This is a genomic window from Kineobactrum sediminis (assembly GCF_002868715.1).
GTDB classification, from domain to species: Bacteria; Pseudomonadota; Gammaproteobacteria; order Pseudomonadales; family Halieaceae; genus Kineobactrum; species Kineobactrum sediminis.
Map to the genome: position 1 here is coordinate 1 of NZ_PKLZ01000008.1, position 23,711 is coordinate 23,711.

At 50.7% G+C, this 23,711-nt stretch carries 24 protein-coding genes and 4 pseudogenes; 8 read left to right on the forward strand and 20 right to left on the reverse strand.

Going from position 1 to position 23,711, the window contains the following annotated elements:
- Positions 1-45: 45 nt before the first annotated feature.
- The 20 genes and pseudogenes from CWI75_RS18880 to CWI75_RS09850 all read right to left on the reverse strand — a co-directional run.
- Positions 46-126 (reverse strand): annotated as a pseudogene (locus tag CWI75_RS18880) (transposase); the annotation flags it as partial.
- A gap of 316 nt (positions 127-442) precedes the next feature.
- Positions 443-1,201, reverse strand: a complete 759-nt coding sequence (locus tag CWI75_RS09765; RefSeq protein WP_101521332.1) for a glycosyltransferase family 2 protein — start codon at positions 1,199-1,201, stop codon at positions 443-445.
- Positions 1,194-2,015, reverse strand: a complete 822-nt coding sequence (locus CWI75_RS18255) for a glycosyltransferase family 2 protein (protein WP_162300044.1) — start codon at positions 2,013-2,015, stop codon at positions 1,194-1,196. The genes CWI75_RS09765 and CWI75_RS18255 overlap by 8 nt, the downstream gene beginning before the upstream one ends.
- Positions 1,963-3,147 carry an O-antigen ligase family protein gene (locus CWI75_RS09770; protein WP_101521333.1) on the reverse strand — a complete coding sequence of 395 codons (1,185 nt, stop codon included), beginning with the start codon at positions 3,145-3,147 and terminating at the stop codon, positions 1,963-1,965. Before CWI75_RS09770 ends, CWI75_RS18255 begins: the two co-directional genes overlap by 53 nt.
- 5 nt (positions 3,148-3,152) lie before the next feature.
- Positions 3,153-4,253 (reverse strand): polysialyltransferase family glycosyltransferase, encoded by a 1,101-nt coding sequence (locus CWI75_RS09775; protein WP_146003575.1) that lies wholly within the window; start codon positions 4,251-4,253, stop codon positions 3,153-3,155.
- 61 nt (positions 4,254-4,314) lie between these two features.
- Positions 4,315-4,505, reverse strand: a pseudogene (locus CWI75_RS18425) (IS256 family transposase); the annotation flags it as partial.
- Between the two features lie 21 nt (positions 4,506-4,526).
- Positions 4,527-4,781, reverse strand: a complete 255-nt coding sequence (locus tag CWI75_RS09785; protein WP_277621763.1) for an IS3 family transposase — start codon at positions 4,779-4,781, stop codon at positions 4,527-4,529.
- The gene (locus tag CWI75_RS18670) at positions 4,778-5,128 is read right to left on the reverse strand and encodes a group II intron maturase-specific domain-containing protein (RefSeq protein ID WP_241521160.1); all 351 of its coding nucleotides are present in this window, start codon (positions 5,126-5,128) and stop codon (positions 4,778-4,780) included. The genes CWI75_RS09785 and CWI75_RS18670 overlap by 4 nt, the downstream gene beginning before the upstream one ends.
- An 82-nt stretch (positions 5,129-5,210) precedes the next feature.
- Positions 5,211-5,840 (reverse strand): reverse transcriptase domain-containing protein, encoded by a 630-nt coding sequence (locus CWI75_RS18675; RefSeq protein ID WP_338152706.1) that lies wholly within the window; start codon positions 5,838-5,840, stop codon positions 5,211-5,213.
- 655 nt (positions 5,841-6,495) lie between these two features.
- Positions 6,496-7,502: pseudogene (locus tag CWI75_RS18680) on the reverse strand (IS3 family transposase); the annotation flags it as partial.
- Between the two features lie 63 nt (positions 7,503-7,565).
- Positions 7,566-7,688 (reverse strand): annotated as a pseudogene (locus CWI75_RS18260) (transposase); the annotation flags it as partial.
- Positions 7,689-7,873: 185 nt separating this feature from the next.
- Positions 7,874-8,569: an acylneuraminate cytidylyltransferase family protein gene (locus tag CWI75_RS09810; RefSeq protein ID WP_101521337.1), complete on the reverse strand. Its 696-nt coding sequence runs from the start codon at positions 8,567-8,569 to the stop codon at positions 7,874-7,876.
- On the reverse strand, positions 8,562-9,617 hold the full coding sequence (locus CWI75_RS09815) for a nucleotidyltransferase family protein (protein WP_101521338.1): 1,056 nt from the start codon (positions 9,615-9,617) through the stop codon (positions 8,562-8,564). Before CWI75_RS09815 ends, CWI75_RS09810 begins: the two co-directional genes overlap by 8 nt.
- On the reverse strand, positions 9,614-10,807 hold the full coding sequence (gene neuC, locus CWI75_RS09820; RefSeq protein WP_101521339.1) for a UDP-N-acetylglucosamine 2-epimerase: 1,194 nt from the start codon (positions 10,805-10,807) through the stop codon (positions 9,614-9,616). The genes CWI75_RS09815 and neuC overlap by 4 nt, the downstream gene beginning before the upstream one ends.
- Complete coding sequence (gene neuB, locus CWI75_RS09825; RefSeq protein ID WP_101521340.1) at positions 10,804-11,808, reverse strand: N-acetylneuraminate synthase; 1,005 nt, start codon at positions 11,806-11,808, stop codon at positions 10,804-10,806. The genes neuC and neuB overlap by 4 nt, the downstream gene beginning before the upstream one ends.
- Positions 11,805-12,443 carry a PglD-related sugar-binding protein gene (locus CWI75_RS09830; RefSeq protein ID WP_101521341.1) on the reverse strand — a complete coding sequence of 213 codons (639 nt, stop codon included), beginning with the start codon at positions 12,441-12,443 and terminating at the stop codon, positions 11,805-11,807. Before CWI75_RS09830 ends, neuB begins: the two co-directional genes overlap by 4 nt.
- Complete coding sequence (locus tag CWI75_RS09835; protein WP_101521342.1) at positions 12,440-13,588, reverse strand: LegC family aminotransferase; 1,149 nt, start codon at positions 13,586-13,588, stop codon at positions 12,440-12,442. Before CWI75_RS09835 ends, CWI75_RS09830 begins: the two co-directional genes overlap by 4 nt.
- A 7-nt stretch (positions 13,589-13,595) precedes the next feature.
- Complete coding sequence (locus tag CWI75_RS09840) at positions 13,596-14,786, reverse strand: UDP-N-acetylglucosamine 4,6-dehydratase (RefSeq protein WP_101521343.1); 1,191 nt, start codon at positions 14,784-14,786, stop codon at positions 13,596-13,598.
- Positions 14,787-14,801: 15 nt separating this feature from the next.
- On the reverse strand, positions 14,802-16,079 hold the full coding sequence (locus tag CWI75_RS09845) for a lipopolysaccharide biosynthesis protein (protein WP_101521344.1): 1,278 nt from the start codon (positions 16,077-16,079) through the stop codon (positions 14,802-14,804).
- A 417-nt stretch (positions 16,080-16,496) separates the two neighbouring features.
- On the reverse strand, positions 16,497-16,823 hold the full coding sequence (locus CWI75_RS09850; RefSeq protein ID WP_101521345.1) for a MarR family EPS-associated transcriptional regulator: 327 nt from the start codon (positions 16,821-16,823) through the stop codon (positions 16,497-16,499).
- Between the two features lie 414 nt (positions 16,824-17,237).
- On the opposite strand from CWI75_RS09850, the gene CWI75_RS09855 reads away from it, so the two are divergent.
- The 8 genes from CWI75_RS09855 (at position 17,238) to CWI75_RS09885 (ending at position 23,461) form a co-directional block, all read left to right on the forward strand.
- Positions 17,238-17,846, forward strand: a complete 609-nt coding sequence (locus CWI75_RS09855; RefSeq protein ID WP_101521346.1) for a DUF938 domain-containing protein — start codon at positions 17,238-17,240, stop codon at positions 17,844-17,846.
- Positions 17,846-18,301 carry a VanZ family protein gene (locus tag CWI75_RS09860; protein ID WP_101521347.1) on the forward strand — a complete coding sequence of 152 codons (456 nt, stop codon included), beginning with the start codon at positions 17,846-17,848 and terminating at the stop codon, positions 18,299-18,301. Before CWI75_RS09855 ends, CWI75_RS09860 begins: the two co-directional genes overlap by 1 nt.
- A 97-nt stretch (positions 18,302-18,398) precedes the next feature.
- Positions 18,399-18,884, forward strand: coding sequence for a DUF4351 domain-containing protein (locus CWI75_RS09865; protein ID WP_101521348.1), 486 nt, complete (start codon positions 18,399-18,401; stop codon positions 18,882-18,884).
- A gap of 158 nt (positions 18,885-19,042) precedes the next feature.
- A complete protein-coding gene (locus CWI75_RS09870) occupies positions 19,043-19,960 on the forward strand; it encodes an Rpn family recombination-promoting nuclease/putative transposase (protein ID WP_101521349.1) in 918 nt (305 codons plus the stop codon).
- Positions 19,961-20,072: 112 nt separating this feature from the next.
- The gene (locus tag CWI75_RS18535) at positions 20,073-20,486 is read left to right on the forward strand and encodes an Rpn family recombination-promoting nuclease/putative transposase (RefSeq protein ID WP_206604695.1); all 414 of its coding nucleotides are present in this window, start codon (positions 20,073-20,075) and stop codon (positions 20,484-20,486) included.
- Positions 20,483-21,022: a DUF4351 domain-containing protein gene (locus CWI75_RS18820; protein ID WP_277621764.1), complete on the forward strand. Its 540-nt coding sequence runs from the start codon at positions 20,483-20,485 to the stop codon at positions 21,020-21,022. Before CWI75_RS18535 ends, CWI75_RS18820 begins: the two co-directional genes overlap by 4 nt.
- 142 nt (positions 21,023-21,164) lie before the next feature.
- Positions 21,165-22,193 (forward strand): ACR3 family arsenite efflux transporter, encoded by a 1,029-nt coding sequence (gene arsB / locus CWI75_RS09880; RefSeq protein WP_101521350.1) that lies wholly within the window; start codon positions 21,165-21,167, stop codon positions 22,191-22,193.
- Between the two features lie 185 nt (positions 22,194-22,378).
- The gene (locus CWI75_RS09885) at positions 22,379-23,461 is read left to right on the forward strand and encodes a helix-turn-helix domain-containing protein (RefSeq protein ID WP_146003576.1); all 1,083 of its coding nucleotides are present in this window, start codon (positions 22,379-22,381) and stop codon (positions 23,459-23,461) included.
- Positions 23,462-23,711: the final 250 nt, after the last annotated feature.

The following is a 23,711-nucleotide window of genomic DNA, read 5'->3' on the forward strand; positions in this document are numbered from 1 at the left end:
TGTAACCCTCTACTCAAAAGGGCGATTAAAAATGGGGGGATTACAAGCGCAGCTGACGCCGGATTGGCGCGTTTGCTCAACGGCACCGCGCTTGAACTCTGGGCTGTATTTTCTTCTCTTCGACATAAACACTCCTTTTACCCATTATGGGCTTCTTTGAAGTGTCCGTAAAAGCGGGGTAGAACCCGTCGCCTGACTGCCCGCTCTTTGAACTCTTCGCTATATTGTCCCACGTTGGTCTCACTGACCGCTCCCTCTCTGAGGTTTAGAGTTAAAAATGGACACGACAACTATGCTGACAGAGGGGGGGATCTGGCCGTCCGTAAATCGTGACTTTTTTATGCAGAATCTCCTGCGTCTAGATTACGAGAAAATTCTACTTTTGGGGACCGCTATTTACCGAGGGGATTACAGTCGGCCTGATGTTACCGAGAAAAGTGAGCTATCGCTTGAGAACAGCACGCCACGCGTAATTGATGAAATAAAATACAGAAATCGGGAAAGGGATATTATGAACCCTACGATAAATAAACCATTGACGTTTCGCTTTTTTTAACTTGTTCCTCGAAATTGAATTTGGAACAATTCGATAATGAGTTAGAACGTCGGGTAGAAGATGTGCTCTATGTCCCATCTTGAGTAAGTCAAGCCAAAACGCATAATCTTGACCAGTTCTAATATCCCGCATACGCAGAGAAGAAACCAAATCACTTTTCAAAATTACCGTAGAACAACCGAGGGTCGCTCTTTTTTTAAGCATGTCCTGAAAATTAAAGGATCCTTTATTTTTGGAATCAATTTTAAGGCCGGTTGGATGACCCTGGACGTTAGCCTGCTCATAGGCCGTGAATGAAAAATCTATAGTGTCACCCATAAACGATAATTGTCGCACCAATTTACCAGGCAACCATAAGTCGTCACTGTCTAGAAAGGCGGCAAAGTCTCCGCGAACATGGTCCAGGCTATTATTTCTTGCGATTGCTGCCCCCGAATTAATATTGAGAGAAAAAACCCTCACCCTAGAATCTTCCGCGCTAAGTTGACTTAAAATCGACATAGTGTCATCTGTCGAACAATCATCAGTGACTAACCATTCCCAATTTTTATAACTCTGCTTAACTATAGATTCGTAGGTGCTCTTAATAAAACGGCTTGAATTATAAGTCGGAGTAATGATGGAAACTAAGCCGAATTTATCCATGAGTTCTCTTGGTTTTAATATATGAAAACGTACCGTGAAAAATATCACGGAGCGAACAAAAAACAGATTTAAAAGGAACTTCTTTTCGTATAACTCGTTTTGCGACGTAAGGTAAAGCAAGCACAAAACCACTTAACCCAAAAATTCGAGCAAACATGGCACCCTTACTACGTAGTATAAATGAACTGCTAAAATTTCTTCCCGACGTCATGGGTGGATGCCTCGCAACTACAATAGGATAAAAAATGCCCCAAAGACCAGCTTTTAAAGCATCACTTAAAAAAATATTTTCTTCCCCCGATGGATACTTTGCACCGAGGCCAAACTGATTGTCGAACTTGATCCCTGCATCTATGAATTGACATCTTTTGACAAAAATCTCAATTGAACTAACTCTCATTACGGTTAACTGACTATGAAAAAAACACTTACTTGAATAATTTTTAAACTGATTGCCATCCAAATCTTCGAACATAGCGGTCAAAAAGTCAGGCTCTTCGGATTTAATTACATCAACAATATCTAGCAATCCTGAAAACTGGACATCAATATCATCATCTAAAAACCAAATATATTGAGCGGTGGACAGAGAAAGCGCCAATCCCCTACTTTGCGATAATCCTTGTGTGCTAGAAAATTGCACATAACCAAAATCAAAATACTCTCGAACCCCATCTTCAATATCGTTAATCTGATCAAACGTTTGACATACGACAATACTCCGAATACCGATTGAATTATAAGCTGACGCTGCAATTAATTTAGCGCCTTCTATACGGCTTAACGTTGTGGAAATAAGGATTTCGAGAAACATAGGAGTCATATAAACCTACAAGTGTTAAATAGTAAAAAAAGAAAACTGGATGTATATACACAGACAGTCCAAATATTGCCACGACCAAAGCGACAAAGGACGGGAACAGGAATCGTAGCTCATTACATTTTAGTGAAATACGAAGCGATAAAAAGAGGGAAAATAATATAAAGGAAGAAAAAATAACAAAGCCGATTATCCCGGTCTCAAATAACACTTCTAAATATGTGTTGTGTGCGTGCCGATAGTCGTTAAATACCTCCCCCAAAACATCCTGGAAAGAAAATATCCCATAACCAAACACTGGTCTGCTTTCCCAAAGCTCCAATGCATTTCTCCAAATAATCGTTCGACCACCTGCCGTTTCGATTCCAGAAACACGTTTGTCTATATATATCCCGATGACGTCAACTAGATAACCTGCGGGCCAAAAAAAATACACGGTTAATAGAATCGAAAAGCTCAATATTATATAAACCCAAGCCCTTGGACGTGCCATAACAATAACGCCGACTAAGCCAAAGATAAATGCTACCCCCCCTCCTCTGGACATTGATAATAATAATGAAGCCACCCCAAGACCAGCAAACATTCTTGACCACCGACCTGAAGAATATATAAAGTAAAATATGAAAATCAATATTGTAAATGCAAAAATATTAGGATCATTCGATAAGCCAATCATTCTTGGGACGCCCTTTTCTATGGTCAAACCAAAAAAGTCAACATGTTCTGCCCCCAGATCCATTGTCAATAGACCAAAAAAATAATTTAAAAGGCTACCAAGTAAAAATAATTTAGCCGCGCGGTCAAAATAAATAATCAAATTAAATTTATGACGTGAAATATATGCCCGTGAGAGGACGTAGGTAGAGCAGGCAAGTGAAAACCCTGCTATAAACCTTAGTGAAGAATCTATCGAAAAAGTATAAAGCGACGTAAACATCGCGTAAATGTAAAAAATAAAAGCAAAGTATTCGATCGGATAGAACTTAACAGATAACCTATCTCCTCTAATTAAACATCGCAATAAAATAAAAAGCAGAAGTAAATAGATCGGTATAAGTTTAAAGCCAACATCTAAAGAAATTCTGTTTATTGGATAAAGTGTTAGTAGAAATGAAGGTAGCATAAGCCCTACAGATTTTGATCATATAAGCGGACAAGTTCATTTATGGCAGTCTCTAGAATTTCGTCACTCGAAAATCTTGTCCACATATCAACAGAATCAATAAGATTTAAGACGTTTACAGAGGAATTCGGGCCGAGAGAAAAGCTACTCGTTCTCAATGAATAGACTTTAAGATCGTGTTTTCCATCAATTTTCAGAGAGATAGCCTCGAATGGTACGTGTCCGGAAATTATCGTGACTCGACTAAAACCGGCAAATAATTTCGTATACTCTTTTATATCTTCAGATGGATGTATTTTTACGACTATTTTTGGCGAGTAATAATCAAGAAGCTTTTGAACTAGTACGTAATAAATATTGAGCTTGTCCTTTTTTGAACATAATCCCGCAATATCAAGCCCTTGGGTGAGGACGAGTATCGCGTTACTTTCCATCGCTTCAACTCTAAAAAAAGAAATTATTGTTCTGACTGTATCATTGCTTAGTCTGTTTACAAATTCAGTTAACGGCTTTACTTTTCCTTTAATACAGCAGGGGGCATACTCTGGCTTCATCAGATACACGGATGAGATTTCACTAGACTCCCCGAGAAACTGATATTGATAACTGTATCCTAAAACAAACCTAAGTGTTCGCTTCAAATAATTTCGAACGATCTTTCTTCCCTGATAGTTTGCGCGACCATCTTCAATCAAATTTACTTTATCAAAAGACTTAAAGTACTTTGATAAATAGGTCCTATCATGAAACAAGTAAATTTCCTCCACATCTTCATGAACTAAAATATCCTGAAGTTCATGTCTAATAATATTCTTTATATGGCATAGTCTATTTAGGCTTAAAAACAGATTATTTGACAAAAAATGATTGATGCGAAAAATATTTTTTTTATTTATTCGATCTCTAATATTAGATTCATTTATAAAAATAAGCTCGACATTTAATTGTTCCAGGATTGACGTATCGTAGCAATCTTCATTACCTGCGTAATGATCAGAGCAAGCAAGTATCAAAAATGACCCCGTATTCCCCTTACTTTTAAGATGAAGAATTATAAGTATAGAAGTGAGAATATGACGGGGATTCAAGCATAAGTAGATTGTCACGTGATTCGATCCAACTTTTTTAGAGGATATTCAAAAATCTGTATCAGCTAATCAGCAGTCATTACCTGATGTAGTCATCAAGCCGATCCGGGAATTGGATCGTCAGCTGGGACAGCGTTAGATTCCAGTTTTAGATTGGATGCGTCCATAGCTCGGAGTCTTTGAGTATACCGGATAAAGGAGCTTGAGTAAGCTGTTATCCTTGGCGAAGCCGCCCTTGGCTTTGGTCAACTTGCGGAACTTTGATCCTACCCACCAACAGTGGACACGCCCCTAAGCGACTTGTTTTGCCTCAAACGCCGCAGGGCTGATATAGCCATTGGCGCTGTGTCGACGATCTAGATTGTAGTCCACTTCAATGTACTCGAATACCGCTTGTCTCATTTCTTCCCTGGTGCCAAAACGTTCACCATGGATCGCCTCCACCTTAAGCGAATGAAAGAAGCTCTCAGCGCAGGGTCGTCGAGTAGCCCGGCGGAACCTCCCCGCCAGGCTCTCACAGAACCGTACGTGAGCCTCTCGACTCATACGGCTCTTGTCATCCAGCCTTGATGCTGCCAATGGACAAAAAGCCCAGGGGCACGCCGGGCGACTGCCTTTAACCACGCATTCGCGCGAGTGAGCCGACGACGCAACCGTTTGAACTTTCGCATTGCCCAGCCAACCAGCGCAGAATTGATGTGGTTGAGGACAGAATGGAGTGCTGATCGACAAAAACGACCGTAGTAGTTGATCCAGCCTGCGATGACAGGATTGAAGCGCCGAGCCAATTCGTCCAGATCCGCATATGTACGCGCCTTGAGCTGCCATCCCCGCCGTACTTCTTGGCGTAGGGCCCTGGCGGCCTTCTGGCTGATCGCGGGGCTGAAGCTCACAAAGAACTTGCCCTCTCGATTCCGCGCCGATCTAGGTCGAAACGTATACCCCAGAAAATCAAAGCTTTGACACTCCCAGCTCTCAGGCTGACGTGAGTCTTTGCAGTAAACAACTCCCGTCTTTTCGTTCGATACGCTCTTTGATCCAATTTAGCTGCTTGAACGACCGGCAGTGCACGACAATATCGTCGGCATACCGCTCGAAGTGAATGGCAGGGAAATTCTCCTTCATCCACAGATCAAACGCTAAATGAAGAAAGATATTGGCAAGCAGTGGACTGATTATGCCGCCTTGAGGTGCACCGATTGAGCGCGGTAGCCGCTCCCCGCCCTGCAATTGAACATCCGCCTGCAACCATCTCTCGATGTACAGAAGGACCCATTTGCAGTCGGTGAACCACCGAACTGCACGCAACACAAGCTCATGATTCAATGTATCAAAAAACTTGGAAACATCCAGATCAAGCACCCAATTGTCCCGCCAATAACGTTGTCGTGCCCGCGCAACCGCATCCAGAGCAGAGCGCCCAGGGCGATACCCATAGGAATCCTCATGAAAATGAGGCTCCACCAGTGGTTCAAGGTACCGTTTAGCGGCTGCCTGCGCTAGCCGGTCACTGATAGTCGGAATCCCGAGCTGTCGGACACCTCCATCGGATTTCGGTATTTCAACCCGAAGTACCGGCGGAGGCATGTAACTACCCGACGACATCCGATTCCAGATCTTGTACGCCGATTATCTCTGTCTTTATCGAACTCCTCCATTGTTTGCCGATCCACACCGGGCCCACCTTTGGCACGCTTAACCTCCCAGTAGGCGCTCCACACCAGTGACTTCGGTATATCAAAGACCTTGTTCAAGCTCACATGCTCCTCCCGTTTCCGGTTGGCATACGAGCTGAACCACATGACGTAGCCCCTTCGCTCCACAACCTTTCAGCCGCTTCAACACTACTACGGGCTACTCCGCCCCTGTGCCTCGCATCGGTACTCTTCTCCTTCAGGGGGCTGCCCTTTCGGATTTCTCCCTTATCATCGAGGCGACAGGTTCCCACGTTCCCCATGAGAGCCTGAAATGGACTCACGCTGCCTCCACACCGGAAACCGCCCAACCCGTAAACAGGTAACGTCTGGACTTGCCCCGAGCCAACAACGCTGCTCGGTTTTGATGTCAGTTGAATTGCTTTTCGACGCGTCATCAGCAGTTCACTTACGTTCGTCTTTCCATTCCACACATGACGTCTTAATGGACGCCTTTTCATTGACGCTCACCACCATGACTCTTAACCACAGCAGCTCAACGTAGTTTGAAACCAGGTCCTGCAACCCGATTCCGAGGGGCCCACCCTCATCTCCCATGGAACACCACTTCTATGAAGTGTTCGTGGCACACCATTATCGTAGCAATTGCCTTTGCCACTCATGCTGCAAATCAAGCCATGCTTGGCCAGCAGCGCCTGGTAAGCAGCTGAGCAATATTGGCGGCTGCCACGATCGGAGTGCACAATCATGCCGGTGGGCATGCCACGGCGCCAGAGCGCCATCTTCAGCGCATCGCAGACCAGTTGGGCGGTCATCCGCTCCGATATCGCCCAACCCACTACCATGTGTGAGTACAGGTCAATGATCGTGGCGAGATACAGCCAGCCTTCATCGGTCCAAAGGTAGGTGATGTCGCCGACGTATTTCTGGTTTGGCGCTGTCGCGGTGAAATCCTGCTTCAACAGGTTGGGTGCCACTGGCAGATTGTGACTGGAGTTTGTGGTTGCCTTGAATCTCTTCGCGGCCTTGGCCCTCAAACCCTGACGACGCAGGCTGTTGGCCACTGTTTTGCGATCATGCTGGTGCCCGGAGTCTGCTAGCTCCAGCGTCAATCGAGGCGCCCCGTAACGACTCTTCTTGCGTTCGAAAGCCTCTTTCACCACCTCGTCCATATAGCGTCTTTCTTCCTGAGGGAGCGAGGGCTGCTGTTGTCGCTCGCGCCACCGATAGAAGCCACTGCGGGACACCTTCAGCACTCGGCCCATCGTCGTCACTCTAAAATTGCCTGCATTCTGGTCCATAAACACATACGTCATTTCAGGCTTTTGGCGAAGTATGTTGCCGCCTTTTTTACTATGGCGAGCTCCTCTGCCTGCTCGGCCAACTGGCGCTTGAGGCGGGCAATCTCGACAGCCTGTTGCTGTTCAACCTCAGACCGATCCTGAGCTGCCCGGGCTTTTGTTCTCCAGCTATACAGCTGCGATTCCTGCAATCCAAGCTCTTTGGCGGCCTTGGCCACTCCGACCTTTTCCGCCAGGGCCAATGCTTCGGCCCGGAACTCCGGAGTGTGTTGCCGCCGTGGCGTTGATTTCTTTTCTGTTTGCTTTGTCATGATTCACCTCTGTAGCGTAGTTTACTCGCTTAACAGGGTGTCCATCACTGGTGGGCAGGATCATAATGCTGTTTCTCCGATTTCCAGAGACCGGCTGGCTTCCTCCACGGAGTAACCCTGGTTAAGCACCAGGCTGGCAGCTTCACGTTTGAACTCGGTTGCAAATGACCTGCGTCGTTTTACCATTGAACACCTCTCTGGGGGCGATTTTACCACCCATATTGGTGTCCGGTTTCAGTAGACCACTACAATTTCTCTCACGCCCCTTACCCGAAAGCCGGTAAATAATTCCATTGTTTTGGCCAGAAAACTGCAAACTCAGCTCAACCGCCACCAATGCCTGAAGTGCTGATTCAACGATAAATAAGTTATCAACCACTTACAAAAGTCTCACAGACCCGAAAATCAACTGGTTCGTCAATATCAAAAGACCTGGCCCTAGGCATTATCGATGCCCGCAACCGGTCAGTGAACAATGTCTTCTTATTCATCAAAGTTTCTGCCCTAGCCACATAAACAGCCCCATTTAATCGATACTCTATTCGGTAGCCCTGAGACCGATTACCCGACAAATCAACGCCGCTGAAAGTCGAGTGATCATCGATAACACCAACCCAGGACGTCGGGTGATCAACCTCGCAAACGCTTACAACGGTGTCGCTGCAACCCGTTTCCTCAAACACCTTTACCGCTGCCAGGATATCATCCGTATTGCGAAGCGGAGATGTCGGCTGTAAAAGAATCAAAATATCCGCTGCATAACCGGCTGCATGCTCTGCTTTAATAGCATCAATCAGCACATCCGCAGTTGTTGCAGTATCAGTTGCCAGCTCATCAGGGCGCTTGTGAGCGATGACACCCTGCTCTGCGTATTCCTGTGCCAGGCTTAAAATTTCGTCGTCATCGCTTGTTACCAAAATGCGTGCATCCAAGGATGTTGCTAAGGCTGTTTCGATGGACCAGCAAATCAGAGGCTTGCCGGCAAGTGGAAGTATGTTTTTCCGGGGTAGCCGCCTGCTTCCACCCCTGGCAGGGATCACCATAAGTACTTTGTGGGAATCATCCATTGAAGCCACTCGCCGCCTCGCCTTGGGCACGCTGGAAGTCATCCATCCGCCCTATATCCAACCAATACTCGTGGATCGGAAACATGTAAACCGGCTTCTCTGCGTCGATCTGCTGCTCCAGTAGCGTGGGCATATCAATTCTGATGTCAGGCCCAACACTTTTAACGAGTTCAGGGTTGAGCAAATAGATACCGGCATTCACGAAAAATTTCTGTATCGGTTTCTCAACCATCGATTTGATCTGTGTACCCTGGCTGGTAATTACACCATAGGGAACTTGATACTCATATTCCCTCACACACATGGTTGCAGCGCTACCATGATTTTCGTGAAACTCCAGAAAGCTGTGTATGTTTAGCGATGTCAGTAAATCTCCGTTCATCATAAACAGCGGCAGATCTATTTCATCATGCGGCAAAAGGCCCAGAGCACCACCTGTCCCCAGAGGTTCGTCTTCGTAAACGTACTGAATACTGATCCCCCATTTTTCACCATTACCAAAGTGCTCGCGAATCACTTCCGGCATGTAGTGGGTCGATATGTAGAAGCGGTGAAAGCCAGCATCTACAAAATTGAGAAGGATCTGCTCCAAAATTGGCTTGTCACCCACTTTCAACATTGGCTTGGGGCAATTGTTAGTCAATGGGCGCAGCCGAGTACCAAACCCTCCTGCCATTAGAAAGACTGGGTTGTCATGGCGGTGTTTGTTCAGCAGATCATGTAAGTTCGCGAGACCAACTACTTTTCTATAGCTATCCACCAGCGGTAACTGAAGCACCTCGTACTGCTCCATGAGTGCCAGAAGACGACTCTCAGTCCAGCCTTGCCCCGCAGTTTTGGGATTGGCATTCATCACCTTGTTAACCGGCGCATCCAGCGGTAAGCGTTTCAGCAAAGCGCGTCGAACATCACCATCTGTGAGCGTACCAAGTAAAACGTCGGCTTCATCCACAACCAGAACAATACGAAGGGCTGCTTTGTCCAGAACCGCAATGGCTTGTTCCAGGCTCACGTCAGGATTCACTAATGCGTTACGCCACTGCTTCATTGCTGTTCCCTTGCTTTGTAAGTACCCGAAAGTGACAAATTGTAAAAAGATTTTTTCAATAGGTTATCGAGCGAGGAGTCTGCAAGTACCTGCACAATCGCTTTACTCGCACCACCATTACCATATGGGTTGTCGACGGCATCAAGCGAGCTCCTAAAAGTTGGCGAGTACAATCTATCGATTGCCTCAAGAATAGCGGCTTTAGTGGGTTCACAATCAATTACGCTCGCAGCTTTCAGACGCCCTTTTTGCCGATCTCCGATATTGACAGTACCAATGTTAAAAGCCGGTGCTTCCAATAGACCACTTGAAGAATTACCAATAACACCGTCTACCTGAGCCATGCAGGAAAAATATCGAAGTTGGCCAAGAGAGGCATACATGCTGGCATTGTCATGAGAACTTACGAACTCATGAACTATCTTGGTTAGTTCACGTCCGCCAGTGTCAGCGTTGGGCATAGTGAAGATGAGGTGAGTCTGCTTTAGCTCGGCTAGAGCATTAAGCAGGGCATTCAGTTGCTCTTTAGAACTTTCCTCCCTTTCAAGAGTCACCGGATGAAAGGTGATCAGTAGGTTCTTATCATCCAAAACAGCGTCGATTGACTTTTCCAGCTCTTCCCGGCTCAACAACTCAAGACGCTTAATAGCATCGATACCCATTCCCCCGACATTGAACACACGCTCCGGAGACTCACCTAGTTGAATGACACGGTGCCGATACTCTTCCGCTGCCACAAAATGCAGGTGAGACATTTTTGTAATCGAATGCCGGATAGCCTCATCAAACGCACCCTCTGTCGTTTCTCCACCATGCAGGTGTGCGATCGGAATCCCTGCAATCAAAGCTGCAGATGTCGCTGAAAAAATCTCGAACCGGTCACCCAATACCACAACGATATCAGGCTTCAAGCGTTGGTAGGCATCTGCAAAGCCTATAACACCAAGCCCCATAGATTTCGTGACAGCTGTGCTCGTGTCGGAACTTAGCAGCATTTCAACTTTTATATCAATGATGAAACCAGCAGCTTCAATTTCCTGGTAGGTAGATCCGAACTCTGGTGACAGGTGCATTCCGGTTACAGCAACCTGGAGTTCAAGCGCCGGATGTTGCCGAATATCTTCCATTAAGTAGCGCAAAAGACCAAACTCGGCTCTAGTACCAGTGACAACACAAACCTTTCGGGTCACAACTCTATCAACTCATCTTCGTCAAAGCCCCGGGGTGCTTTACGACCAAGGACCTCATCCCATCGCATGGGAGAAACGCCTGTACCGGGCCGCTTTGCAACAAGGTTTTCAGCGCTGAAAAGTTCGCCCCGTCTGATTGGCTGAGCCGCTACCAGCGACTTACGGGCTATAGGTTTGTTCTTTAGTTCACTGGAGCCCGGGCGTTTAATGCCGTCTCCCATAGCTTTTTCTATGTTACGGATGGCCGATACCATGGCCTTTAGCTCATCTGGTTCAAGGCTTGCGCGATGATCGGGGCCTGGCAAGGAGCGGTTCAACGTGAAATGCTTTTCAATCACTGATGCGCCCAGCGCAACCGCTGCAATGGGGACTTCGATACCTTGCGTGTGATCAGAGTATCCAATTCCGACACCAAAGGCCTTACCCATGTTAGCCATAGCGTTTAGATTCACTTCATCCATGGGCGTTGGGTACTCTGTGGTGCAATGCAGAACAGTAATGCACTCCCTAGGGGTGCCGGCTTTTTCAACCGCGTCTATGGCAGCTTCGATCTCACCCATCGTGGCCATCCCAGTGGAGAGGAATACCGGCTTACCGTGCCGGGTCAAATATCTGAGATAAGGCAGATTGGTCAACTCTCCAGAGGGGACTTTCACATAATCCAGCGCGTGCAGATCTTCGAGTAAATCAATGCTCTCATGGTCAAAGGCTGTTGAGAAAAATCCGATCCCGTATTTCTTACATTCATCTATTAATTCGACATGATTCTCTCGGGTCAACTCAAGTTGTCGGATCATATCCCCCTGAGATTCCGCAGGGTCGGTTGTGTTTTTTTGGTAGTCCGCTTTCGGGGCAGATTTGGAAACGATCTTATTCGCAATAAACGTCTGGAATTTGACAAGGTCTGCACCGGCTTCTGCCGCAGCAGCAATCAGCTTTTTCGCCAGAACCATGTCACCGTTATGGTTAACACCCGCTTCTGCTATGATCAGAGTTTTCATTTAATCCTCTTTGCCGGCACACCTACATAAATGCCATTTGGTTCGCAGTCTTCGGTCACCACAGCACCGGAACCGATAACCGAATTCATGCCAATAGTAAGTCGGCGCTTGTCGTCACCCTGATTAATGACGGCACCTGCTCCAACCCAAACGCCTTGTCTTAGGTGAACATTGCCCGATATATTGGCTCCAGGAGCGACGTGGACAAAGTGCTCAACCACGCAGTCGTGTGCGATGGTGGCGTTTTGATTGAATAGCACAAAGCTTTCAACTGCGATGTTACTAGTAAAACGAACACCTGCGGCAACTATGACGCCCTGAGCTTCATTGATTACTTTCCGCTGCCTGTAACCAAATGTGGCGCTTGGATGAACGAGGTTGGAGAAATCTAATTTGCCCTCAAATCGAAGAGCCACTTTTCGCCGAATTTCGTTGTCACCAATCCCAATCACAAATGGATAATGAGAATAAGCTCCAACCTCTTTTTCGAGAATGACTTCTCCGGCACCTATCCAACCCGCAACCTCGATCTCATCTCGCGCAACATAAAACGGTTCAATCCCACAAGCCCGAGCAACGTCACCCGCTTCTCGACCCATACCAGAAGTTCCGAAAATACCAATACGCTTTTTCATAGACGCTCAAGCACTACACTGCTCGGCAAATTCACCACCCGCTCTTCCAGCCATTGTGCGTTGGTTAGATCCCCTCGCCGGCAATTTTGGTACATTATCAGATGATTCATCAATGCCCATATAGGGCGGGTCATCACCCCTTTTTTATTCGTACTATCGAGCAGACTATCCCGGTCTTCTTTGCTTTCACAAATAACTGCATTAAGCCAATAGTTAGAGCGGCAATCGACGGGCTCTTTCACAAACTGTAGCGCACCGCCTTTAAAAAAGGTCTCGTAGGCAGCGGCAAGCATTCGCTTGGCTTCTATAAAGGAGCCCAGCTGTTCTAACTGGGCGCAGCCAAGCGCAGCATTCAGGTTGGGTAGCCGATAGTTGTAACCCACTTCATCATGAATGTATTCGTAGGTATGGGGTTTTTTGGCCGTTGTTGTCAGGTGTTTAGCTCTATCCGCCATAGCCTTTCCCGCCAAAATCATGCCGCCACCGCCAGTGGTCATAATTTTGTTGCCGTTAAAGCTCAAGATGCCAATAGCTCCAAAAGTACCGGTATGTTGACCTTTATAGAAGCTGCCAAGGGATTCCGCGGCATCCTCAACCATGTGGAGACCCCAGCGCTGAGTCACCTCACATAACCCATCCAGGTCGGCAGGATGACCAAAGGTGTGCATCGGTACGCAGGCTCGTATGGCTTTACCATCCGATTTAGTGCGGCACACTCCCTCAGTATCGACTTGAGCGTTTTCGTCCAGCCAGGCTTCCAGTGCGTCTGGCGACAAACCCAGCGTATCGCGATCGACATCTACAAATACCGGTTCAGCGCCGCAATAGGCAATAGCATTACAAGTCGCTACAAACGTCAGAGGCTGTGTGATTACCAAATCCCCGGGCTCAACTCCAGTCAGCTTCAAGCCGACATGCAACGCGGCCGTACCGTTCACAGTGGCAACCGCCCGGGGCGACCCTGTGTAATTCGCCATGTCTTTCTCAAAGCGATCTACATAGGCGCCAACACTGGAAACAAACGTGGATTCTATAGTGTCAACCACATACTCTTTCGCTCGGCCCGGGAAAACCGGCGCGTGAAGTGGAATAAATTCGCTGGTACCGAAGTAATCCCGAACAAACTCAGTCAGGTGCTTACTCAAAATGGCCTCACATCTTACTGTCGAGGTATTTGCCGGTTTCTTTATGGCCGAAATCCGGAATTAGGCGAAAAAATAGTTGCACGATATCTTCTTTTCTCCAGGCTAGCTTATGTTTCATCGACGCTATGCGCTCCTCGAATTCACTCAGCAGCTCCTCATCAAATATAGCTTCATTCTTAATGATCCCCATGTTGTCAAAACGTTCCATGTCCAGCACTTCTTGATCTGTGTAGAACTCTTCGAAATCCTTTTCTCCAGTGGTATCACTATTGCTAAACAGGCACGGCCACTTCCCTTGCTCCGGAAGGGTCTTTGCCAACTCTCTAGCCTCATCCTCATCACGGCACAGTACCGGCTCCAGCCCCTTCTGTCTGAGGTACTTCACGGCGATATCAGCAAAAGAGACCAGGTGAAGCACTTCGCTCAGCTTCGGGAAAAAAATATCCCTGTTATCACCAAAAATGCAGGACATCAGGCAAAGCTCGCCAGATTCTTTTGGCGTAACAAAGTAACGCCGGACATCCATGGGGGCAACGATGGGTTGCCGTTTTTCGAGGCGTTGGTTAAAGCCATGAAGCAATGAGCCATCCGAAAACGCCACGTTGGCGAACCGCGCAGTGGAAATTTTCATACCCTGGCTACGGCGCATCAGGAACATTTCCATGATGCGCTTCGACGCACCCATCATATTCACTGGATTCGCCGCCTTATCCGTGGACACACAGAAATACTTGGTCACGCCTGCCTCACTTGCCTGCCGCACAGTTTTGTCTGTGTTAAACACATTGACGTCGACCATACGCATGAGCGTAAAAGGATCTTCCTCACTGCGCACATGCTTAAGCGCTGACAGATTAAGAACGTAGTCGTAACCGCCATCGGCCTTGAAAAACGCATCGTACTCAATGGAACCAATATCTAGCGCGAAAGTACGGAAATCACCCGGGATATAACCAAAACTACTTCGAATGTCGCGAACCAGCTCCACCAAATTGTTTTCACTAATATCGACAACGTGGAGCCTTGTAGGGGCACGTTTGAAGATTTCTTTGGTGACAGCCTGGCCTATCGAGCCGGCACCGCCGAGGATTAGGAATCGAGAAGCGCCAACAATTTCGGAGAGTTCGGCTTCATGGTTTTGGATGTCGGTGGAGAAGAGCTCTTTGTCTCTGTCTATCAGACTTAGAATTGAATTCATACTTCATTCCAAAAGTTAATTCCTCAATGCAAACCAAGGCATGGAGTGTCGTTTCTGAGCGACATACCATGAAAGTAAAAAACGGAGTGCCATTGAGAAGCAAAAGGCGTATGCCGCGCCCTCAAGGCCGAGGTGACGAACTAAGACAAGCAGCAGGAAAAAATTAACCAAACCCGCAAGCACGCTTGCTACAGACAGGAGGCCCGTTCGCTTTGAGAAAAAAATGTAATTTGTAACCATTAAATACATGCCACTAAAGACGTGCCCCAATATGAGCCATCCAATGACGTCGCCAGCTCTGGCGTAATCTGCTCCGGCAACAAATAATATCAACCAGGGCCCAACGAGGAATCCAACACCTGCCCCCAAAAGGATAAAACAAAACCAAGCATAGGTATAACGAACAATCTGTCGCTTTTCAGCTTCATCATCTCGCTTTAGTCGCTCAAAAAGCCACGGTACGTAAGCTTTATTGATAGCGTCAAATACTAACGATATAGCCATCCCGAACTGCACCGCAACCATGTAAATACCTGCTTCAGCCAAACCTAGTTCAGCGCTGATCACGAAACGGTCTACGGTGGTTAACAGGAATACACCTCCCACATGCGGGATGAGTGGAACACCGAACCTAAGCGCTTCTCGAATATAGTCAGCCCGCCACACAAAAAATTTGAGTAGATCATCTCTTTTCAATAGCCACAACGCTAAAAGTCCAAAACTCCCCGCCGCCACAATCTGCGCGAGAATACGACCGTCTGATCCTTGCAAGAACACAACAACCAGAAGAAGTGACAGACCAACGTTAAGGAGACTCTTGGAAATCTGCAGCGCTCCATAGGATTTGGCCTTTTTTCTGACTTGCCACTGCCCCAGCCGAATCTGAGCGATTATGGTTGCTGCTGTTGTCAGGCCGGCTAAAAGCACCCATTTAGTGTCAAGACCTAGCCATTGCCCAAATTCACCACTGAACACAAACAGAATACTGAGCATAATCAACGTCGTTACAAGCAGGATTTGCAAGCAAGAGCCGATAAATTCTTTTAAGTCATTTGCCGCCAAGTTTCCATCATAAAACTTCCGGCCGGCAGCGCCATGAAGACTCAGCCCGATGAACGCAGTTAAGGCCCCAAGCAAAGTTTGGAACATGGCAACTTGACCGTACTCCTCCGGGCTAAGATAACGTGTCAATACTGGAAGTAGCGCGAAAGGTATGGCTGCATTCAGAATATTGGAAGCCAAGTATACAGCCGAGCCTGCCAAAAACGTATTGCCTTTTAATTTGGAAAACAATAGCTAGCTCTGCCTTTCTGGTTTTCGCGTGAATATTTGGTCAAATTTTTCCTTCAAGGCCCATTAGTCTGAGATTTAATCTCCGTTCGTCCGCAAAGCACGGGCACCGACCAAATGCATCTCAACAACGTCGAGAGTTGTGATCGCAATGTTTTTCGGCTGGTGTTTCTCAGTGAGGGCAATTCAGCTCCAACGGGATCATTATGCACTTTCTTGAAGAAGGGAAACGATAGCGTTTTCCCTGCAACAGATCGACGGGAGTGCCCAGCACCTCGGACGGGAAGCGTATAGACTGGCGCAGGGTTGGTACGCTTTCCTACCTGTGATTTCTCATTTGCGTGGAATGTGTGCGAACACCTGACTTTGTCTTGGCGTGCATCCGGTATCGTTCAAGTTTGATTAAATATGGCACGGTACTTACGTCCGCTTAGACGTCTCCGTACGCAACACTTCGATTTCCACCTTCAATGCCTCATACTCTAAAAGCTTGCGCTTCAGGAACCGGGCGGTGAGCACTGTCTTCGCCTTAACGCCACGCGGGGTGAGTAGATAAGTATATTTCAGCTTGTTTGAGTTCCGACTGAAATTTTCCATCTTCACCCACCCCTTCTGCACCAGGGCCTTAAGGCAATAGTTCAACCCACCCAGGCTGATACCCAGGTGCTGGGCCATCTGCCGTTGGGTGATGTCAGGGTTTTCCTGCAGCAGGCGCAGTACCTTGAGGTGCTGTTCGGTGTCTGACATGGGGGGCAATTTTGTGACAAAAACCGGGGGTTCGGGCAGGCTACCGCAGGGAATGCATGAGAATGCTACCCGCTGGGTGGATCGGATTGTTCAGAGCGTGAACAGGTTATACGGGGTTAATGGGCCTTGCAAGGCAATTTCTTCCGAAAAGTAGCGTTAGCTGCCCCGCACAGGTAAGGAGTTAACGGCCTACGGGTTGTCGCGATTGAGCTGTACCTGTATGCCACAAAATCCTGTTTCTATTTTGAATACCGCCAGTTGCGCAATCACCATTTGTTAAGATAAACCCATCACGATATCGTATCATGCCTCGATTGAGAGGAACGCCCTGAATAAACCCCGATGGGCCAAAAACGTTTATCAAATGGGTGTTTAATTCATCACTATCAAATTTAAGTTACCGCGGAGCACCCCATGACCACCCCACCCCCCTTCTCCCGGGCCCGCGAAAACAACAAGCAACCCATCCTCGAGCACCTGCGGAACATCTTCACCGCCCCCGCCACAGTCCTGGAGATCGGCACCGGTACCGGCCAGCACGCGGAATATTTTGCCACCGCCCTGCCCCACCTGCTGTGGCAGCCCAGTGACCACCCGGATAACCTGTGGCAGTGTGAACAGCGCCTGCAGGAGGCCGCACTACCCAATATTGCGCCCCCCTTGGGATTGGATGTGGGTGCGGCCAAATGGCCACTAGCCGAAGCCAACGCTGCTTTTTCCGCCAATACCGCGCACATTATGGCCTGGCCAGAGGTGCAGGCCATGTTCCGCGGGCTGGCACGCGTGCTCACTGCGGGTGCGCCCTTTTGCCTGTACGGCCCATTTAACTATGGGGGCCGGTTCACCAGCGAGAGTAACCAGGCATTTGACGCTCACCTGCGCGCACAGGCGGCGCACATGGGCATCCGCGATAGGGATGACCTCATTCACCTGGCACAGGAAGTCGGCATCGCGCTGGAAGCCGACCACCCCATGCCCGCCAATAACCGCCTGCTGGTGTGGCGCCAGGCTCGAGCGCACTAGTGGTCGATAAGCGGGTTACTGTTTTGCATGCCGGTCACTCCCAGGCGTTCGCCCTCTTCGCCCTGGTCGGTACGCTTGTGCTGCTGTTATTGCCGGGCCCTGCGGTGGAAGTGTTGGTTGATCTGGCAAGAGGATGGTTTCCTGCGTCTGCGCCGGATGTGCCGGGACTTGAGCTTCCCATGGACAAGCTCGGCCACGCCAGTTTGTTTGCCCTGTGCGGTGTGCTGCTGGTGTGGGGGTGGCTGCAGGGTGCTACGGTTTCACGCTTTGTGCTGGCTTTTATGGGGCTGACGGTAATGGCCGTGTGCACAGAGCTGGCACAGTTGGCTATACCGGGACGCTCGGGCGATGTGTGGGATGTTGTGGCGGATATGGTCGGGGCGGTGCTGGGAATCTGGTTGGGGGTGCGGTCAGGAGCGTGGCTGGTGGCGCGGCGAGTCGAGGTGCGGCAATAATCATCCGATGCGGGCAGCGGCTTGCTCGGCGCCCTGCCTTGTTCGACAGTGAGGTTTGAAGGTCAGAAAACCTGATACAACCGCCACGGAGGGCGCGATGGTTGCACTGCTGGGAACCGCGCTACAATTGACGGTGATCGAGCTGAAGAAGGCGGATCGGCTGGGGCAGTTACCCACCCAAACGGGCGACTGGGTCCGCTTTTTCGAGCACTGGCAGGAGGACAGCATCATGACCGACATCACGCATGAACCCGTCAAGAAAGCGATGGGCCGCATTCTGGAACTCAGCGCTGATGAGGAAGCCCAGCGCCTGGCGTTTGTGCGCGAGCGCGGGTTGCGGGACTGGAATTCATCGATTCGGGCGGCGCGGGAGGAAGGGCTGGAACAAGGACTGGAACAGGGTTTGGAGCAAGGGTTGGAGCAGGGCGAGCGCAGGGTTCTTCAGCGCCAACTGGTCCGCCGCTTCGGTGAACTGCCTGTCTGGGCTGCTGAAAAGCTGGAGGCCGCTTCCGCGGAGCAGCTGGATACCTGGGCTGATGAGATTCTGGCGGCCAAAACACTTGACGAGGTGTTTGGGCGGTAACGTTTTGTTTAACCTCGGGTGCGGTCACCGGGTGCTTGGACCATTGGCGCCTGCGGCTATTTCGTCAGATCCAGCCATTGGCTTGCCCGGCGCCCTGCCCTGCTCCACAGTGAGGTCTCCAGGTAAGGAAGCCTGACACCACCGCCACGGAGGGCGCGATGGTCGCACTGCTGGACCCAAAAAACGATTACGTATTTAAGCGCCTGTTTGCCGGCGACCCGGATCTAACGGTCGCACTGATCAATGACCTGCGCCCGGACCTGCCGCGGGTGACTTCAGTGGATATCGTCAACCCCACTATCGAGGCCTCGGAACTTACCGGAAAGGGCATTGTGCTGGATGTGCGGGCCCGGTGTGTGGACGGCCACGAATACAATATCGAGATGCAGGTCCGGCGGCAGCTGGATTGGGGTGCCCGGAGCCTGTTTTATCTGGCGCGACTGCTGTCCCAGCAGCTGAGCGCGGGTGAGGTCTATCAGGCGGTGGCCAGTGCGATTGGCATTCATTTGCTGGATTTTGAGCTGTTTACAGCCAACGCATCCCAGCGCAACCAGGCCCTGTGGCGGTTTGAAATGCGCGACGCGATACAACCTGACGTACTGCTGGGAACCGCGCTACAATTGACGGTGATCGAGCTGAAGAAGGCGGATCGGCTGGGGCAGTTGCCCACCCAAACCGGCGACTGGATCCGCTTTTTCGAGCATTGGCAGGAGGACAGCATCATGACCGATATCACGCATGAACCCGTCAAGAAAGCGATGGGCCGAATTTTGGAACTCAGCGCCGATGAGGAAGCCCAGCGCCTGGCGTTTGTGCGCGAGCGCGGGTTGCGGGACTGGAACTCATCGATTCGGGCGGCGCGGGAGGAAGGGCTGGAACTGGGTTTGGAGCAAGGGTTGGAGCAGGGCCTGGAGCAAGGTGAACGCAGGGTCCTTCAGCGCCAACTGGTCCGCCGCTTCGGTGAACTGCCTGCCTGGGCTATTCAAAAACTGGAGGCGGCATCCGCGGAACAGCTGGACATCTGGGCTGATGACATTCTGGCGGCCGGTAGCTTGGATGAGCTTTTCAAGCTTTAGAGCCTCGGCACCTCAATATCCCGGATAGTCAGATTCGTCCATTCGCTTGCAGACCGCCCTGCCCCGAGCCAGACTTAAAGCGCCCAGATAATTGGTCGCAGGCAGGGACGCCATGGCCAGCCAGCATCACGACACCGGCTACAAGGAACTGTTCAGCCACCCGGAGTTCGTCCAGCAACTGATCGAGGGCTTCGCCCCGGCGGAAATTGCAGGGTTGATGGACTTCACGACGCTGCAGATCCACTCCGGCAACTACATCACGCCACTGTTCGAAGAAAAATTCGAGGACGTGGTCTGGTCAGTCGCTATCCACTCGCAGGGCGTTAGCTCAACGGTCTACCTCTACATCCTGCTCGAGTTTCAGTCCTCGGTGGACCGGCGCATCCCCATCCGCCTGCTGCACTATGTGCGTGCTTCTACGATCATCTGTTCAAGTCCGGCGTTACCACACCGTCGAAGGGGCTGCCGATTGTGCTTTACAACGGCGCTCGCCGCTGGACTGCCTGTCACGATATTTACCACATGATTCGGCCAGAGCCGCCAGTCTTTCTGCAGGCCTACCAGCCACACCTGCGCTATTACCTGGTCGATGAAGCGCGTTATACTGACCAGGAGCTGGCCACACGGCGCACGCCCTTGAGCGGGGTGTTTGGCATCGAAAAAGCCTCGCGAAACCGGCAATCGCTGCAGCGGGCCGTGGATCGGGTCGTCACCATCATCCGCGCTGATCCCCAGAAAGAGCGCACCGATGCAATCGTCACCCGCTGGCTCAAGCGACATTTGCAGCAGCTCGGTGCGCATATCGATCTGGAGAAGTTGAATAGCTTGGTGGAGGAACGGGACATGTTAGCGGAAAATCTGGAACATTGGGCAAAGATAGAGCGGCAGGAAGGGCGTCTGGAAGGCGAGCGCCGGGTGCTCCAGCGCCAACTGGTCCGCCGTTTCGGTGAACTGCCTGCCTGGGCTGCTGAAAAGCTGGAGGCCGCTTCCGCGGAGCAGCTGGACATCTGGGCTGATGACATTCTGGCGGCTCAAACCCTTGACGAGCTGTTTGGCCGGTAGCGCCTTGGCGGGCGCAATTATCGCTCTTCTATTATTGCCCGACCCTCCGATGTAAGCGCGGCATCGCGGTGCATGGCAGTAACCTTCCGCAAAAAATGGTGCTCACGGCTATAACACTGTACCTAACAACCGGAGCAGATGAATGGAATCACCCCTCGGTACGTTTGAAAGGCTCCTGAGCCTGTGGATTGCGCTCTGCATCGGCTTGGGTGTCTGGCTTGGGATTGCCTCGCCGGAGGCTTTCGCAGCCATAGCCGAGCTCGAATACGCTCACGTTAACCTGGTTGTGGCGGTTTTTATCTGGGTCATGATCTACCCGATGATGCTCCAGATCGACCTGGCTTCCATCAAGGCCGTTGGCCAGCGTCCCCGGGGCCTGGCGCTCACCCTTGTGGTTAACTGGTTGATCAAGCCTTTCACTATGGCGGCGCTGGGCTGGTTGTTTTTCCGGGTATTCTTCGCGGGGTTTGTAGAACCGACCACGGCCACCGAATACATCGCCGGCATGATTTTGCTCGGTGTTGCCCCCTGCACGGCAATGGTGTTCGTATGGAGCCAGCTCGCCCGTGGCAACCCCAATTACACCCTGATCCAGGTGTCGGTGAACGATCTGATCATGATCTTTGCCTTCGCACCCCTGGCCGGCTTCTTGCTGGGCATGACTGACATTCAGGTGCCGTGGGAAACCCTGTTATTGTCCGTGCTGCTCTACGTGGTACTACCGCTGGTCGCTGGGGTACTCACCCGCCGGTACCTGCTGTCGCGCTCTGGCGAGGCTGGAGTCCAGCGCCTGGTGCATCGTCTGAAACCGGCATCCGTGTCCGGCCTGCTGGCCATGGTGGTGCTCCTGTTCGGCTTTCAGGCCGAAGTCATTTTACAGCAACCGCTTCATATCTTCCTGATTGCGATCCCGCTGACCATCCAGAGTTATGGGATTTTCTTTATCGCTTATTTCGCGGCGCGACGGCTACGGCTGACGCACGACATCGCCGCGCCGGCCTGCCTGATCGGCACCTCGAATTTTTTCGAACTGGCCGTGGCCGTGGCGATTTCACTGTTTGGTCTCAATTCCGGCGCGGCGCTGGCGACGGTCGTGGGCGTATTGGTGGAAGTGCCGGTGATGTTATCGCTGGTGGCTTTCGCTAACCGGACGCGGCATTGGTTTGAATAGAGGGATGGCACACGTATCAAGGGGCAGTTTTCCAGCCGCAGATAGCTGAATCGACGGGGCCGGTACACTACTACGGTTGGGGAGAAATTGGAAACTTGGCAAGTTTTTCAACCCCTGTTGAAGTTGTTAACGTAGCAGGCGTCAATAATCCGTCACGCGGTAGTGTTTCCCCGCTAAGGTCCCCTGTGAGTCCTGATTCAGTCACCCCAATAAAACCCGAACCGGTGGCCGCAACCCACTTTGTTCCGGGCGAAATACCGCGGCAATACCACCTGCAGCTGTGGCGTCAGGCCTGCGGCTTTGGCACCCGCGTAGAGCCACTGGAAGAACAGTGGCGATTTCTCGGCACCACCTCTACCTGGCATGCGGGTGACCTGGTGTTCATGCATGCGCACACCTCCCCTACTCAATATCGCCGCACCCCGCAGCACACCCGACCCGGCCGAAAAGGCTGTGTCATGCTCAAGCTGTTGTTGCAGGGCAGCCATAACAGTGTGATTGATGACCGCCATCATTTTCATGCCCGGGTAGGTAACATCACGGTACAAGACTGGTTGCAGCCTTTTACGACGGCCACCAGCGCCTGTGAGATGCTGTCCGTAATGGTGCCCAGGGATCTGCTGCGCAGCAGCTCCCTGATGAACACCAGGGCACCGGTAACCGTCTGGTGCGCGGACTCAACCGAATACCTGTTGCTGAAATCCGCCCTGTTCACCATGAGAGCCCAGCTTGAACAGGCCACCGCGGAGCAGGCACGAGTGCTGGCCGCCGGCTTTATCGGCCTCCTTGATGGCCTGCTGCTCAATGACCGTGAGTTGTTGCGTCACCAGTACACGGACGACAGCCGGCTGAACCTGATGAAGCAGTATCTCAATCAACATTTGCAGGAGCGTGGCCTGGGACCGGAGCGGCTGGTCGCCATCTTTCACTGCTCCCGGGCCACGCTATACCGCCTGTTCCAGCCCGACGGTGGGGTGGCGGCCTATATCCAGAAACAACGGCTGCAGCAATGCCTGCATGAACTGTCCCGCATGCAACGCGGCCACCAGGGTTTACTGGACGCTTTAGCAACTACCTGGGGATTCAGTACGGTGGGCACCTTTGCTCGCCAGTTTAAGAAGCATTTCGGTATCAGCGCGCTGGATGCGCTTCAGGCGAGGAATACCGCCAGCGTCGCCGTGCCTGCGGCCAATACCAGTAATCCCCTCGCCGGCTACTGGCGCCAAGCCACCCGCATCGATGACTGGGTGCGGGAGTGTTCGGGGTGAGGGTGAGGCTGGCGTCAGGTCTCGCATGGTAGCATTTGGTTGTGGTGGGGTGGGAGCTGGGGTCAGGTCTCGCATGGTAGCATTTGGGTGTGGGGGGGTGGGAGCTGGGGTCAGGTCTCGCATTGTTGCATGCGCCCGTCGGGGCACATGCAACAATGCGAGACCTGACCCCAGCCTTTAAATTTCACCGCCAAATGCTACCATGCGAGACCTGACCCCAGCCCTTCAAGCCTCACCACCAAGTGCTACC

Excerpts from the sequence above, each read along its gene's own strand:
- CWI75_RS09765 (WP_101521332.1), bottom strand. The coding sequence starts at position 1,201 with ATGGATAAATTCGGCTTAGTTTCCATCATTACTCCGACTTATAATTCA.
- CWI75_RS18255 (WP_162300044.1), bottom strand. The coding sequence starts at position 2,015 with ATGTTTCTCGAAATCCTTATTTCCACAACGTTAAGCCGTATAGAAGGC.
- CWI75_RS09770 (WP_101521333.1), bottom strand. The coding sequence starts at position 3,147 with ATGCTACCTTCATTTCTACTAACACTTTATCCAATAAACAGAATTTCT.
- CWI75_RS09785 (WP_277621763.1), bottom strand. The coding sequence starts at position 4,781 with ATGAGTCGAGAGGCTCACGTACGGTTCTGTGAGAGCCTGGCGGGGAGG.
- CWI75_RS18675 (WP_338152706.1), bottom strand. The coding sequence starts at position 5,840 with ATGTCGTCGGGTAGTTACATGCCTCCGCCGGTACTTCGGGTTGAAATA.
- CWI75_RS09810 (WP_101521337.1), bottom strand. The coding sequence starts at position 8,569 with ATGGATGATTCCCACAAAGTACTTATGGTGATCCCTGCCAGGGGTGGA.
- CWI75_RS09815 (WP_101521338.1), bottom strand. The coding sequence starts at position 9,617 with ATGAAGCAGTGGCGTAACGCATTAGTGAATCCTGACGTGAGCCTGGAA.
- neuB (WP_101521340.1), bottom strand. The coding sequence starts at position 11,808 with ATGAAAACTCTGATCATAGCAGAAGCGGGTGTTAACCATAACGGTGAC.
- CWI75_RS09830 (WP_101521341.1), bottom strand. The coding sequence starts at position 12,443 with ATGAAAAAGCGTATTGGTATTTTCGGAACTTCTGGTATGGGTCGAGAA.
- CWI75_RS09840 (WP_101521343.1), bottom strand. The coding sequence starts at position 14,786 with ATGAATTCAATTCTAAGTCTGATAGACAGAGACAAAGAGCTCTTCTCC.
- CWI75_RS09850 (WP_101521345.1), bottom strand. The coding sequence starts at position 16,823 with ATGTCAGACACCGAACAGCACCTCAAGGTACTGCGCCTGCTGCAGGAA.
- CWI75_RS09855 (WP_101521346.1), top strand. The coding sequence starts at position 17,238 with ATGACCACCCCACCCCCCTTCTCCCGGGCCCGCGAAAACAACAAGCAA.
- CWI75_RS09865 (WP_101521348.1), top strand. The coding sequence starts at position 18,399 with ATGGTTGCACTGCTGGGAACCGCGCTACAATTGACGGTGATCGAGCTG.
- CWI75_RS09870 (WP_101521349.1), top strand. The coding sequence starts at position 19,043 with ATGGTCGCACTGCTGGACCCAAAAAACGATTACGTATTTAAGCGCCTG.
- CWI75_RS18535 (WP_206604695.1), top strand. The coding sequence starts at position 20,073 with ATGGCCAGCCAGCATCACGACACCGGCTACAAGGAACTGTTCAGCCAC.
- CWI75_RS18820 (WP_277621764.1), top strand. The coding sequence starts at position 20,483 with ATGATTCGGCCAGAGCCGCCAGTCTTTCTGCAGGCCTACCAGCCACAC.
- arsB (WP_101521350.1), top strand. The coding sequence starts at position 21,165 with ATGGAATCACCCCTCGGTACGTTTGAAAGGCTCCTGAGCCTGTGGATT.